At 37.4% G+C, this 13,972-nt stretch carries 11 protein-coding genes and 1 riboswitch; of the genes, 5 read left to right on the plus strand and 6 right to left on the minus strand.

Annotation, left to right across the window (positions count from 1 at the left end):
• Positions 1-112 precede the first annotated feature (112 nt).
• From AC3WOM_RS22325 to plsY, 6 genes are all read right to left on the minus strand, one after another.
• On the minus strand, positions 113-1,417 hold the full coding sequence (locus AC3WOM_RS22325) for a GerAB/ArcD/ProY family transporter (protein ID WP_492448395.1): 1,305 nt from the start codon (positions 1,415-1,417) through the stop codon (positions 113-115).
• 20 nt (positions 1,418-1,437) lie between these two features.
• Complete coding sequence (locus AC3WOM_RS22330) at positions 1,438-1,671, minus strand: hypothetical protein (RefSeq protein ID WP_427544601.1); 234 nt, start codon at positions 1,669-1,671, stop codon at positions 1,438-1,440.
• 4 nt (positions 1,672-1,675) lie between these two features.
• Positions 1,676-2,878 (minus strand): Ger(x)C family spore germination protein, encoded by a 1,203-nt coding sequence (locus AC3WOM_RS22335; protein WP_427544603.1) that lies wholly within the window; start codon positions 2,876-2,878, stop codon positions 1,676-1,678.
• Positions 2,879-2,892: 14 nt separating this feature from the next.
• A complete protein-coding gene (locus tag AC3WOM_RS22340) occupies positions 2,893-4,455 on the minus strand; it encodes a spore germination protein (protein ID WP_427544605.1) in 1,563 nt (520 codons plus the stop codon).
• A 146-nt stretch (positions 4,456-4,601) separates the two neighbouring features.
• Entirely contained in the window at positions 4,602-4,892 is a 291-nt protein-coding gene (locus tag AC3WOM_RS22345) for a HesB/YadR/YfhF family protein (protein WP_427544607.1), read from the minus strand.
• A gap of 19 nt (positions 4,893-4,911) precedes the next feature.
• Positions 4,912-5,514: a glycerol-3-phosphate 1-O-acyltransferase PlsY gene (gene plsY, locus AC3WOM_RS22350; protein WP_427544609.1), complete on the minus strand. Its 603-nt coding sequence runs from the start codon at positions 5,512-5,514 to the stop codon at positions 4,912-4,914.
• Between the two features lie 782 nt (positions 5,515-6,296).
• Here plsY and parE point away from each other — a divergent pair.
• The 5 genes from parE (at position 6,297) to AC3WOM_RS22375 (ending at position 13,972) form a co-directional block, all read left to right on the plus strand.
• Positions 6,297-8,273, plus strand: coding sequence for a DNA topoisomerase IV subunit B (parE, locus tag AC3WOM_RS22355; RefSeq protein ID WP_492448396.1), 1,977 nt, complete (start codon positions 6,297-6,299; stop codon positions 8,271-8,273).
• Positions 8,270-10,708 (plus strand): DNA topoisomerase IV subunit A, encoded by a 2,439-nt coding sequence (gene parC / locus AC3WOM_RS22360; RefSeq protein WP_492448397.1) that lies wholly within the window; start codon positions 8,270-8,272, stop codon positions 10,706-10,708. The genes parE and parC overlap by 4 nt, the downstream gene beginning before the upstream one ends.
• A 233-nt stretch (positions 10,709-10,941) precedes the next feature.
• Positions 10,942-11,475 (plus strand): sigma-70 family RNA polymerase sigma factor, encoded by a 534-nt coding sequence (locus AC3WOM_RS22365; RefSeq protein ID WP_492448398.1) that lies wholly within the window; start codon positions 10,942-10,944, stop codon positions 11,473-11,475.
• On the plus strand, positions 11,456-12,646 hold the full coding sequence (locus tag AC3WOM_RS22370; protein WP_492448399.1) for a hypothetical protein: 1,191 nt from the start codon (positions 11,456-11,458) through the stop codon (positions 12,644-12,646). The genes AC3WOM_RS22365 and AC3WOM_RS22370 overlap by 20 nt, the downstream gene beginning before the upstream one ends.
• Positions 12,647-12,705: 59 nt before the next feature.
• Positions 12,706-12,815: riboswitch (TPP riboswitch) on the plus strand.
• Between the two features lie 158 nt (positions 12,816-12,973).
• Positions 12,974-13,972: an ABC transporter substrate-binding protein gene (locus AC3WOM_RS22375; RefSeq protein ID WP_492448400.1), complete on the plus strand. Its 999-nt coding sequence runs from the start codon at positions 12,974-12,976 to the stop codon at positions 13,970-13,972.

The following is a 13,972-nucleotide window of genomic DNA, read 5'->3' on the forward strand; positions in this document are numbered from 1 at the left end:
TCGTTTTGAAAAAGGGCTATACTATTTAATTTGTCACCTTGATTTCATTGACATAATAGTATTTCAACAACATGAAAATGATGACCTGATAAAATATAAGGTCATCATTTTTTTAATGTTCACTTTTACCTTGATCAGTTTTTACATCATTTTCATTTTTAGTCTGCGGCTTACTATCATTTTCACGGTTATTTTTATTTTGTGCCTCATTTTTAGAATCGCTGTGGTTATCATCCTGTGAAGCATTATTGCATTTATTCTCACTAGCGTTTTGTGCATGATTATTGCTCGTAGTTTGAACTTCATTGCTATTTTCACCTTGTGAATGCCCATCTATTTTGCGGATCATCGCGATCATCAGTAAAGTTAACGGCAAAATAATGGTGAATATAGCAGAAAATATTGGCCAAATTTCATTGTTGTAGACATTGGAATGAACGATATTAGGATGAACAATTTGTGAAAGACCAATCATTAATAAACCAAGTGGAAAAATAAGTGGACGATGATCCTGTATCTTACATATCTGCGCTATACCAATGACTGAGGCGTAAAAATACATGAACGTTCGAATATAAATAGATATAATCCACATGCCTGCCATAATAATCTCAATACGCTGTAAAAAATTACCGATAGAAATTCTTTGCGCCAATGCATAGCTAGGAAAGGTACGAGAGGCGGTATTGGAGGGACCTAGCACAAGAATACATAAGGTAATTAGTACAATTAAGACAATACCACCGATAATCGCTCCAATGTAAAATCCCTTTTGTGCAGACTTTTGAACATTTACGGCAGATGGGAAAAGCATTAACAGTACAACTAGTGGAAAAGAAAAAATACTCATAAATCGAATAATACTAAATAAAATTGATTTTTTAGGTGTCTCCAAGATTGGCTGTACATTATCGAAACTAATTTGAGGTGTTATACATACTGCAAAGATGATAAAAATCAAGATAAAAAAAGGGAATAGAATCTCTGCAGATCGTGCAAATACCTCAATGCCAAGAAAGGCAGCATACACTATGATGATACTAAACAGCAATGCAAATGCCATAGTAGGTGTTTCTGGCATCACTTCTGTTTTCATGAAAATACCAATAAAATATAATAGTTCACCTGAGGAAAGCAAGGTAAGAACTATAAAGCCGATTGCTGTAAATTTTCCGAAAATGCGACCAAGTATTTTTTCATTTGCCTCAATGAATGTAAGGGAAGGTGTGCGTTTTCCTAAAGAAATATATAGCTTTACTAAGAGAAAGCTTATTGCAACTCCGATAATTGCCGCAATCCATGCATCCTGCTTTGCTTCACTTGCTATATTAGCAGGAATAATTAATATGCCAGTTCCAATAGAAAAGAGAAGGGTAATGATCATAAATTGTCTTGAACTAATGATTTCTTTTTCCATTATGAGTAACCCCTTCTTCTTTATTTTGTAAGTGAAACAATTAGATCTTTGATTGGAGAAAAAATAAACGTGATAAAGTCAAGTGGACTTGGAATCTTAAGCTTTAATGCGACTCCAATATTTAATGCAGCAGCAAGTAATAAAAGAATTGAAAAAGTTATGATCGTTTTCGTTTCTTTCTTCTTATTTAATTTTGGGATAAAGGCAAAGGCAATTATAGACGAAATAACAAGAATAAATAGCGTCATTACCATGGCTTTACTCCTCCTTATTGGACTTGTGTAATAATGAGTTTTGCATTGTTCCTAATCCTTGTGTATTAACATGAACCTCAACGTTAATAGGAAGCTCAGGGAAAATTGTCTCCCAATCATTTTTTATTTTATTCCATTGTTTAGCATTTGAACGATGAAGTACTTCACTGAAGCCGAAAACATCCACTTGATAATTTTGCTGAACAGTTCTAATTGTCTTTTCAACTTGTTGTTTAATAACTTCCTCAGTTTTTTTATTTATATAATGAATGGATTTATTGCTAGAAAGCTTCATATTACATTCAACTTCTCCAACATTTTGTTCTACGTCTATATGCACATTTATCTGAGGAGAGCTCTTTTTAAATTGACCTTTTACTTTGGTAGTTGATTGGGTAATTTCGGTTGACAGAGTGCCTCCATTTGTGCAAGCGATAATTTCAATCGTGCTATCTATTTTGTCATTAATATAGCTAAGTCCTCTACTTTCATCTTCTGTTAAAAGTCCGATATATTTATCTTTTTTAAAGATAGCCAAACCAGCATACTTTAACAGTACTGGGGTCTTCACTCTTTTGACGTTTGTCTGATCCATTCCTAATTTTGGATCACCATGTATTTCAATAGCTGAAAGGATGGCACTTTTTTCATTATTGTTTAAAGTATTAACTAAATCATCAATATTGATGGAAATGGTGGAGCCCCAAACTTTTTCGGACACTCTCAAAGAATTTAGCATTTTGTTGGCTGGTACTTTTTCAATGGGTGTTAACACACTTAAAACGTCCTTAGCACTTGCCTGATGAGAGATGATGACATCAAAATCATTTCGGAATTCATGGTCTCTGGAAATTAAATCTAGTGCCTCGTTTATTCCCTCTTTCGCTAATTCCTCACCGATAACAACAATCCTAAGATGAGAAAAATAGGGTTTCCTAGCTGCTAACGTTGTCATTTTTCGAATAGCTTCAAAAACGGTTTCTCCTGTTGCGTGATAGGTAATCACAGGAGTGCGCCCAGTAGAAGGCTGTCTAGTAGAAATTTCACTAGGATCTACCACTTGAATGGATAACTCATATTCATCATCGACCTTATCAATTCCGAGTGCTAGGACAATTGCTAATTCATTTAGTTCACGCTTACTCCAGCAACCACTTAGTAGCAAAGGTAGGATTAGTAGGAAACAAATTAGGCTGAATTTTGACATATGCCATACCTCGTTTACACATTAGTGTTATTTCTTTTTTTCGTATCCGAATATTTACGTCCTCTAACGGTATTTTTTTGACTGACTAAGCGTGGTCTAGTCAATAAAGCTCTACGTGGAAATAATACTAACGCATCTTTTTGATCTTTTAAAATTAATGGCCCGAATGGACTGAAGTAGGGCACACCGAAAGATCGAATACTACATAAGTGTAGGATAATCATCATTATTCCAAACATAACACCAAATAAACCTAGCATTGCTGCTACAACCATTAATGGAAAGCGTAGAACTCGAATGGTGTTCGATAAGCCATAGGCAGGGAATAGGAAGCTACAAATCGCTGTTAATGCCACAATAATAACCATTACAGCTGATACAATTCCTGCTTCAACGGCAGCTTGGCCAATGACTAGGGTCCCTACAATGGATACGGCAGGTCCAATGGTTCTTGGCATACGAAGACCCGCTTCTCGTAATACTTCAAATGCAATCTCCATAATAAGTGCTTCAACCACTGCGGGAAAAGGAATTCCTTCTCGTTGGGAAGCAATACTAATAAGCATAGCGGTTGGAAGCATTTCCTGATGAAAGGTGGTGATGGCAACATAAAGTGATGGTGCTACCAACGCAAGGCTTATTCCTAAAAATCTTAGTAAGCGAATAAGTGAACTGATGATCCAGTTCTGATAGTAATCCTCTGCAGATTGTAAAAAAGATGTAAATAAAGCAGGTACCACCAACACAAAGGGTGTACCATCCACTAAAATAGCAATTTTCCCATCTAACAATTCTCCAGCAATAACATCAGGCCGTTCAGAATTATAAATTGTTGGAAACATTGTGAATTTAGAATCTTGAATAAAATCTTCGATATAACCACTTTCTAATATGCCGTCAGTATTAATACGGTCTATACGTGTCAGAACCTCTGCCACTATTTTGTCATTCGCAATGCCATTTAAATACATAACGGCTACATCTGTTTGCGTTACCTCTCCAACCACACGAGATTTTATCCAAAGATTAGGGCTTTTAATTTTTCGGCGGATAAGGGCTGTGTTTGTGCGTAATGTTTCAGTAAAGGATTCCCTTGGTCCTCTAATCACAGATTCTGTTGTAGGCTCTGTAACCTCTCGATCTTTAGCACTTTTTGTACTTGTTACGATACCAGTGGTAACTCCATTTAATAAGATAACTGTATTACCATTCAAAATAGCAGTGTACAGTGCTGAGAAATGAGAAATATTATTTGCATCACCGACTGTCAAACAAGATTCTCTTATATACTGATAAATAGTTTCTATATCTGTATCTGAGCCATTTACTTCAACCATATCGAGCATGAGCTTATCAATAACAGTATCCGAAATGGTTGTTTTATCAGATAAGCCATCCATATAAACAATTGCGATTGTGTGTTTCTCAGCTTTTCCAATGGTAATTTCTCGTATAATCAGGTCATTACTATTTCCAAGTGTATTTCGAATCAATTTTACATTACTCGAAAGTGAACTAAATAGGAGTTCATCATTGGAATTTGGTTGGGAGGCATCTGTACTTTTTGAAACGGACATTTTCTTTCCTCCTCCAATCGTGCATTCACTACCTATAGAATGGACAAATATCAGGATAGATAAACAAAGATAGAAATTTATTCTATTTAGTTTGCGGCAAATGAAAAAGCCGTGTTCCCTTCGTATAAACGAAAGGAAACACGGCTTTATTTACGATAGTCATATTTTAATTCATCGTTTGTAGCATCAATATCTACATGTAGGTTGTGGCTATCAAAAAACCATAAATCTTTTTCATCAATATAGTAGGTAACGCCATCAATCACTGTTTTGACACCAATCTCGATTGGCTCCTCACGAGTCATACCAAGAGAAAAGCCTTCGTGAAATGGACTAGAACCTCCGTATCTTGCATAAAAACGAATGGTATCGCCTGTTTCTACTTCCATTTCTCGTTTAAACCAATGCAGGGCTTCATCTGTTAGTGCAATATTCATTAGAATGCTCCTCTCTTTGCTACAGCCATTTCACCTTTGGCTCGGTCCCATTTTTAATGCGGCCAATGTTTGCACGGTGACGATAAATAATAAAGGTGAATAAACATGCTACTAAAATGCTTAACGCAAAATCACCTGTAACAAAATAATAAACGATTGAATAAATAAGTGCTACTAAAGCGGCAATCATGGAAGTTAAACTTACAATTTTTGTGACTTTTAACGTTACAATAAATGTAATAAAAAGTAAGACAAATAAAGGCCATGAATATCCTAAGAGAACACCAGCTGATGTTGCTACAGCTTTTCCTCCGCGGAAATTTGCAAAGATAGGGAACATGTGACCAATAACCGCTATAAGTCCAAGAATTAATGAGTGTATGGAGACCTCAGAAAATATCGGCAATGCTACTAGCAATACAGCTGCTGTCCCTTTTAGAACATCCATAATGGTTACGACGATTCCTGCTTTTTTTCCTAAGATACGGAAGGTATTCGTGGCACCCAAATTACCACTACCATGTTCACGAATATCTGTTTTATAAAAAATTTTACCTATCCATAATCCAGAAGGTATAGAGCCAATTAGATAAGCACATAAAATAATAAGTCCATTTAACATAGCTGGACTCCTTTCATTGGTAATTCATCACTTGGTACTAATAGTTTGTAACAAGTATTTTACACTTTTTCTTGATAATCTACAATGTCAGGAAGGAGATTTCATGACGTTCCTTGAATTCAATACAAAAGATAACTATTTTTTCAAGGGTTTCGATATGTATATTGCACTGAGGTTAGGCTATTTGACACGAGCTTCCCATCATCAAGACAATCCTTTTCTAAAAATATAGGTAAAATGGCAATTTTGTCAATCATCCTTTCCTTTGGTAGAATAGAAGTCTATCTTAAATTTCATGGAAATGCTAGTATGAATCTTCAGTCAGACAGAAGATACCCATTTTATTGTTAATCTACATATCCATTCCTATTAGGGTGGCTATTAAATGCTTCTGCATGAAGAATTGAAAACCTTCACGAGTTATCTTTGTTTTAGTTGAAAGTTTATAATCGGTTATTAGTCATTTGGTGTTTTACTTGATTCAGCAAATCTTTACTGTGCGACAGCAACTTATGTTTTTGTACCGAAAGCGGAGTGTCAGGTACAGATTACTTACATTTCTATAGATGAAGAGATGAATGAGTTATGCAACAAAAGCTTAAGTCCTTGCGTCAAGGGAATATGACAGCTTATGACAATGCAGATGATTACTTTTAAAAATGAGGAAGCTGTGGGGAATTAAAATTTTATTGGGCCTGTCGCTAGCTATTGACAGGAAATGCTATTATTATTAGGAAGAGAAGATAAATAGAACATCCGTTTGTTTTTTGGAGGGGAATTTTTTGACGAATAAGCAGTCACCAAGCGTCTATAATGATGACGCTATACAAGTATTAGAAGGATTAGAAGCGGTACGAAAGAGACCCGGCATGTATATCGGTTCTACAGATGGCCGTGGACTTCATCACCTCGTGTATGAAATCGTGGATAATGCGGTGGATGAAGCATTGGCTGGCTTTGGTTCTCATATTATTGTCAAGATTCATAAAGATCAGAGTATTAGCGTGCGTGACTTCGGTCGAGGAATGCCAACTGGTATGCATAAAATGGGGAAGCCAACACCTGAAATTATTTTTACGATTTTACATGCTGGCGGTAAATTTGGACAAGGCGGCTATAAAACGAGTGGTGGTTTACATGGCGTAGGTTCTTCTGTCGTTAATGCGTTATCAACATTTTTAGAAGTTACAATACACCGTGATGGTAAGAAATACTGCCAACGCTTTGAAAATGGTGGCCATCCAGCCACGACTCTTGAAGAAATCGGCAGTACGAAACAAACAGGTACACTAGTCCACTTTCTACCAGATGACAAGATTTTTTCTGTTACAAAATTCAATTATGATACACTTGCAGAACGTTTACGCGAGTCGGCATTTTTATTGAAGGGCTTAAAAATTGAGTTAATCGATGAACGCGAGGAAGGCAAAGGTGATGTGTTCTTTTATGAGAACGGCATTGAAGCTTTCGTTGCGTATTTGAATGAGGAAAAAGACGTTCTTCATCCTGTCAAATATGTGGAAGGGATCCAGGATGATATTGAAGTAGAATTTGCATTCCAGTATAACGATGGCTATTCAGAAACAATTCTGTCCTTTGTTAACAATGTTCGTACACGTGATGGCGGCACACATGAAACAGGCGCAAAAGCAGCATTAACTCGTGTGTTTAATGAATACGCAAGAAAAATTGGTCTGTTAAAAGATAAAGATAAAAACCTTGAAGGAACAGATATTCGAGAGGGTCTGGCAGCGATTGTGTCTGTACGTATTCCTGAGCATTTACTACAATTTGAGGGGCAAACAAAAGGCAAGCTAGGGACGAGTGAGGCTCGTTCTGCCGTAGATAGTGTGGTTTCTGAGCAAATTTTATATGTGCTTGAGGAAAATGCCGAGCTATCCGCATCCCTTGTGCGTAAAGCTATTCGTGCACAGCAAGTTCGTGAAGCGGCTCGTAAAGCACGGGAAGATGCACGTAATGGCAAGAAAAACAAAAAGGCCAGTACCATACTTTCTGGAAAATTAACACCCGCACAATCTCGCAATGCTGCGAAAAACGAGCTGTATTTAGTCGAAGGTGATTCTGCTGGGGGCTCCGCAAAGCAAGGGAGAGATCGTACATTCCAAGCCATATTACCATTGCGCGGTAAAGTCATTAATACGGAAAAGGCCAAGCTGCAGGACATCATGAAAAATGAGGAAATTTCAACGATTATTCATGCAATTGGAGCAGGGGTTGGCACAGATTTTTCTGTTGAGGATTCAGCCTATGATAAAGTCGTTATTATGACCGATGCCGATACGGATGGTGCACATATTCAAGTGTTGCTATTAACGTTTTTCTATCGTTACATGCGCCCATTAATTGAAGCGGGCAAGGTCTTTATTGCTTTACCACCATTGTATAAAGTTTCAAGGGGTACTGGTAAAAAAGAAGTGATTGAATATGCTTGGACTGAAAATGATTTACAAAAGGCCATCAAAAAAGTTGGAAAGGGTTACATATTGCAGCGTTATAAAGGTCTTGGCGAGATGAATGCAGACCAGCTGTGGGATACGACGATGAACCCTGAAACACGTACGTTAATTCGTGTAACGATTGAGGATGGTGCACGAGCTGAAAGACGTGTCACAACATTAATGGGCGATAAAGTTGAACCGCGTCGAAAATGGATCGAAGCCAATGTAAACTTCGGTATGGAGGATGATTCAAATATTTTAGACAATGAATTCATCCAACAAGAGGAGGACCAAGCATGAGTAGTACGGAAAAGTTTCAAGATTTACCTTTAGAAGAAGTGATGGGTGACCGTTTTGGTCGCTATAGTAAATATATTATTCAAGACCGCGCGTTGCCTGATGCACGTGACGGTCTTAAGCCTGTGCAGCGTCGTATACTATATGCAATGTTTTCTGAGGGGAATACACACGATAAACCATTTCGTAAATCCGCTAAAACGGTCGGAAATGTAATTGGTAACTATCATCCTCATGGTGATAGCTCAGTTTATGAAGCTATGGTGCGCATGAGTCAAGATTGGAAAGCGCGTCATATGTTGATTGAAATGCATGGCAATAACGGCTCTGTTGATGGTGATCCACCAGCAGCGATGCGTTATACAGAAGCAAGACTATCAGCTATTGCCGCAGAGATGCTACGTGATATTGGCAAGAAAACTGTTGAATTCGTGCCAAACTTTGATGATCAGGATATGGAGCCAACTGTGTTACCAGCACGCTTTCCAAATTTACTGGTGAATGGCTCGACAGGTATTTCAGCCGGCTATGCTACAGATATTCCTCCTCATGCTCTTGATGAGGTGCTGGACGGTGTTCTAATGCGCTTAGAAAAGCCTCATTCAACGGTTGATGAGTTGATGACAGTTATTAAAGGTCCAGATTTCCCAACAGGTGGTATTATTCAAGGTGTTGATGGAATTAAAAAAGCTTATGAAACAGGCCGTGGTAAAATCATTGTCCGTGCGCAAGCTGTTGTGGAACCTATTAAAGGCGGCAAAGAGCAGATCATCATTACGGAATTGCCATATGATGTTAATAAAGCGAATCTTGTGAAAAAAATAGATGAGCAACGCGTCGATAAGCGTCTAGAAGGTATTGCGGAAATTCGCGATGAATCGGACCGTACAGGCTTACGTGTGGTCATTGAGCTGAAAAAAGATGTACCAGGGCAAGGTATTTTAAATTATTTATTTAAAACTACGGATTTACAAGTAGCTTATAATTTTAATATGATTGCCATTCATAATCGTCGTCCAACGATGATGACATTACCTTTATTACTTGATGCGTATATTGCCCATCAAAAAGAGGTCGTTACAAACCGTTCGATTTTTGATCTACAAAAGGCTAAGGATCGTTCGCATATCGTTGACGGCTTAATTAAGGCATTGTCTATTTTAGATGAAGTGATTGCTACGATCCGTTCTTCTAATGATAAAAAAGATGCGAAACTAAATTTACAAACTAAGTTTGACTTTACAGAGGTGCAATCTGAGGCAATTGTTAGCTTGCAATTATACCGTTTAACGAACACGGACATTACAGAGCTTCGCCAAGAACAGGATGAATTAAATAAATTGATTGCCAAGCTAGAGGGCATTCTTAATAGTGAAGCAAAGCTTATCCGCGTCATAAAACAGGAGTTACTTGATATTAAAAAACGCTTTACAGAGCCACGTCGTTCGAAAATTGAACAAGAAATTGAAGAAATCAAAATTACGTTAGATGTCCTTGTACCAAGTGAAGAGGTTGTCGTTACTGTAACAAAGGATGGTTATATTAAACGGACATCTACACGTTCCCATGCAGCCTCAAATGGTCAGGATATTGCGATGAAGGATTCAGATTATTTATTGTATGAAGAAAACTTAAATACACAGCATCATCTGCTGCTGTTCACAAATCGAGGCAATTATATTTACCAGCCTGTTCATGAGCTACCAGATATTCGCTGGAAGGATCTCGGTCAGCATATATCGAGTATTGTGCCAACTGGAGAGGATGAATCTATTATTGCGGTCTATGGTTTCGAGACATTTGAACAAACAAATACCTATATTTTAACGGCTACGAAAGATGGACAAATTAAACGATCTCCTTTGGCAGATTATGCAGTTACCCGTTATTCGAAGCCGATAAAAACAATGAATGTAAAAGCTGGCGATGAAATGATATTTGCAGATTTCGTTACGGATGACACTGAATTATTATTAACAACTGATACAGCCTATGCCATCCGTTTCCCAATGGAGGAGTTACCAGTAACTGGTGTGAAAACTGGTGGTGTCAAAGGGATTACCTTAAAAGATGGGGAAGCACTTGTTGGTGTCAATGTTTTACAGCCAAACGACACAGAATACGTTGTTATTGTAACGCAGCGAGGTGCTGTGAAGAAAATGAATGTAGCTGAAGTAGAGATGGCTAGTCGTGCGAAACGGGGCTTAAAGGTTTTAACTGAATTAAAGGCAAACCCTCATCGTATCGTTGCAGTAGTCAAGGCGACAGATGAGGAGCATGTTATCATTGAAACTGAAAAAGGTGTACAAGAGATCGTAGATGTTCATGCACTAACCCGTGCAGATCGTCATTCAAATGGCTCGTTTAAAGTAGATATTGCAACTGACGGACAGATCTCACATGTATTAACAGCAAAAAAAGAACAAAATCCAAGCTAAATTGAAGCTCAGCCTCTTTATGAGGAGGACACTAAAAAAGTCGATTTGCCACAAAAAATGTGATGCAAATTGACTTTTTTTAATTTTTAAAGTGCCATTCATTATGAGTGATTTTTTTATCGTTATTCAGCACCAGTTGAATAATGCCATTAATACAAAATTAATGGAAAAATGAAACCAATGAGCATTGTGCTTTGTCTAACTTATACAAATTGATGAAGGGAGGGAATTGCTTGGAGAAACAACAACGAGATATACATTTACGGGAGGCTATGGATTTATACGGTCATTACTTACTTCGACTAGCTTATACATATGTAAAAAGTAAAGAAAGGGCAGAGGATATTGTGCAGGAAGTGTTCATCCGCTATTACATTCATATGGAGCAATTTGAAGGGCGTTCTAGTGTGAAAACTTACTTGTACCGTATGGTTGTCAACGAGTGTCATAATTACTTTAAAAGCTGGGCATATCGAAAAACAGAGTTAACTAGTCTTTTTAAAAAGCAGGAAGCCTCTATATCAGTGGAATCTCAAATTTTAAAGCAGGAGGAAATGGATGTTATTGCTCACAGCATTACTACATTAGAAACGAAATATCGAGAGGTTCTTTGGCTTTATTACTATGATGAACTATCTATCACCGATATCGCATCCATTTTACAATGTTCAATCAATACAGTGAAAACAAGGCTAGCAAGAGGGAGAAAACGAGTAGGTATCCAATTAGAAAAGGAGGGGTTTTATAATGGAAATGAATTTACGTAATCGATTAAAGGCTACTATACCAGATCAATTAGCATTAACTCCTCAAAAAAAAGAAGAGATTTTAGAGGCTGCTCATGTTAGATTTGAGCAACAGCAAACCCCTGTAAAAAAACATGTGTGGAAGCCCATAGCAGTAGGAATTTCAGCTTTAGCACTTACGGCTTTACTAAGTTATCCATTTATAGATGAAATAAAGGAACAATTGACGATTTCGCAAATAACTGAGCAATTCTATGAAGAAATTAGTATCCCTGGTCGATCTGCTGATACATTATTTACAGCTGTCTTTGATGATGCAACGAACTCCTTTTATTATTACGAAGGCAATACCATTTATTCCTATGCACTCGATACACATATTGAAAAAGTGGAAGTAACAAGTAAATTCCCTATTTCAAAAATGTTAGTAAATGAAGATTGGCTTGCTTGGATGGTTGATGATAGGAAATCTATGTTCGTAAAAAATAGAGTAACATTAGAGGTCAAAGGCTTTCCTACGGATACTTTTATGGATTTAGAAGATGATACGTTACTGACAGAAATATCTGATACAAGGACAGGTCATACCATTTATAGCTTAACAAATCTGCGTACAAATGAGGTAAAACAATTTAAACAAGCCTTTGATAATAGTGCAGTAAGCCAGCCAATTTATCAGGACAATCAATTGCTCCTACCAAGTGCCTTTAAAAAAGATGGAGTAGAAACGGTCCGCTTTACGCTCTATGATGTTCAAACGGAAAAAGAAAAACAATACGATTTACCTTTTAAACGCATACATGACATGTCAATGACTGACCATAAAATCTATGCTTCTTTTGAAACGGGAGAAAGCTTAGAGACAGGATATGTTGATTTAGTGGATGGCTCCTATCATAAACTTGATGGTAAAAAAGCCATTACTTTAACAGCCTATCAAAATAATCTTGCTCTATACGAATGGATACCGAAGGAGGAAAAATATCGCTTTAGATCTTATCAAGTCAAAGAAGATGGTTCATTAACACCACTTTACGACTTTAAAGATATTCCATTAGCTCTCTTTGAGCCACGATATACTATGGAAGGAACATTACAGGTATTTGGGCTAAATGAAAAGTATCTCACAGAGGGTGGAATTCTTGAAGCGAGAGACGATGCAGTTAAAATATTTTTACAGCGTTATTATTAAATAGAGCCTTGTTATTTACAGTGAGATATGGGTATAATAATCAACGAAAAGTTCATATGTAAAGAATGTAGGGGGGCTGGTAGTGCCAGCTGAGATTGTGTCCGTTAGACGCTGACCCTTTGAACCTGATTTGGCTCGTACCAGCGTAGGGAACATCTATTCAAAAAAAGTAAGTTTTTGATATTGATTGCACAACGTCTGGGAGGATTCCTGGGCGTTTTTTTATGTTTTCTTTACATTAATTACAGATATTCTATGAATACGCTTTCTTCTGGTTAAAACATTCACTCATGAACACTTTCACACTATTTACTGGGAGGATTCAGCATGAAAAAATGGTTATTGGTTCTTATGGCTGCTCTTTTAACATTAGCTGGCTGTAGCGAAAAAAAGGATACCAACAAGGATGAACATGCATTGAAAAAGGTGTCCGTTGTACTCGATTGGACACCAAATACAAATCATACAGGGCTATATGTTGCTAAGAAATTAGGTTATTTTGAAGAGCAGGGCTTAGATGTTGATATTTTACAACCTGGTGACGCAGGAGCGGATCAGCTTGTGGCGTCTGGCAAGGCACAGTTTGGTGTAAGCTATCAGGAGGGAATTACTCAAGCTCGTGTACAGGATGTACCTCTAGTATCGATTGCGGCGATTATTCAGCATAATACTTCTGGCTTTGCCTCAATTGCCTCTAAGGGCATTACATCACCAAAGGAATTTGAAGGGAAAACGTATGGTGGCTGGGGAGCTCCTCTTGAGCAGGCCGTTTTACAATCATTAATGCAAACTGAAAATGCAGATATTAATAAATTAGATATTATTAATGCCGGCGATATAGATTTCTTTACAATGATGAAAAAAGATATTGATTTTGCATGGATTTATTATGCTTGGACTGGAATTGAAGCTGAGCTTCGTGGTGAAAAGCTGAACATGCTGTATTTAACAGATTATAGTGATCAACTGGATTATTATACACCCGTTCTAGCTACGAATGAAACAATGATTAAGGATGATCCAAAGACAGTTGAAGCATTTGTCGCTGCCGTGGCAAAGGGCTATGAATATGCGATCAGTAATCCAAGTGAGGCAGCAGATGTTTTACTTGAGGCAGTACCTGATTTAGATAAAGATCTTGTGCATAAAAGTCAGGAGTGGCTGGCAGATAAGTATCAGGATGACGCTGCTCAATGGGGCGAGCAAAAGTTAACTGTCTGGGAAAACTACGCGAAGTGGATGACTAGCAACAACGTTTTAGAGGGCGAATTTAACGCAGTACAAGCATTTACAAACGACTTTTTACCGAAAAAGGAGACAAAGTAA

This window comes from Lysinibacillus sp. FW301-JW8 (genome assembly GCF_058788755.1).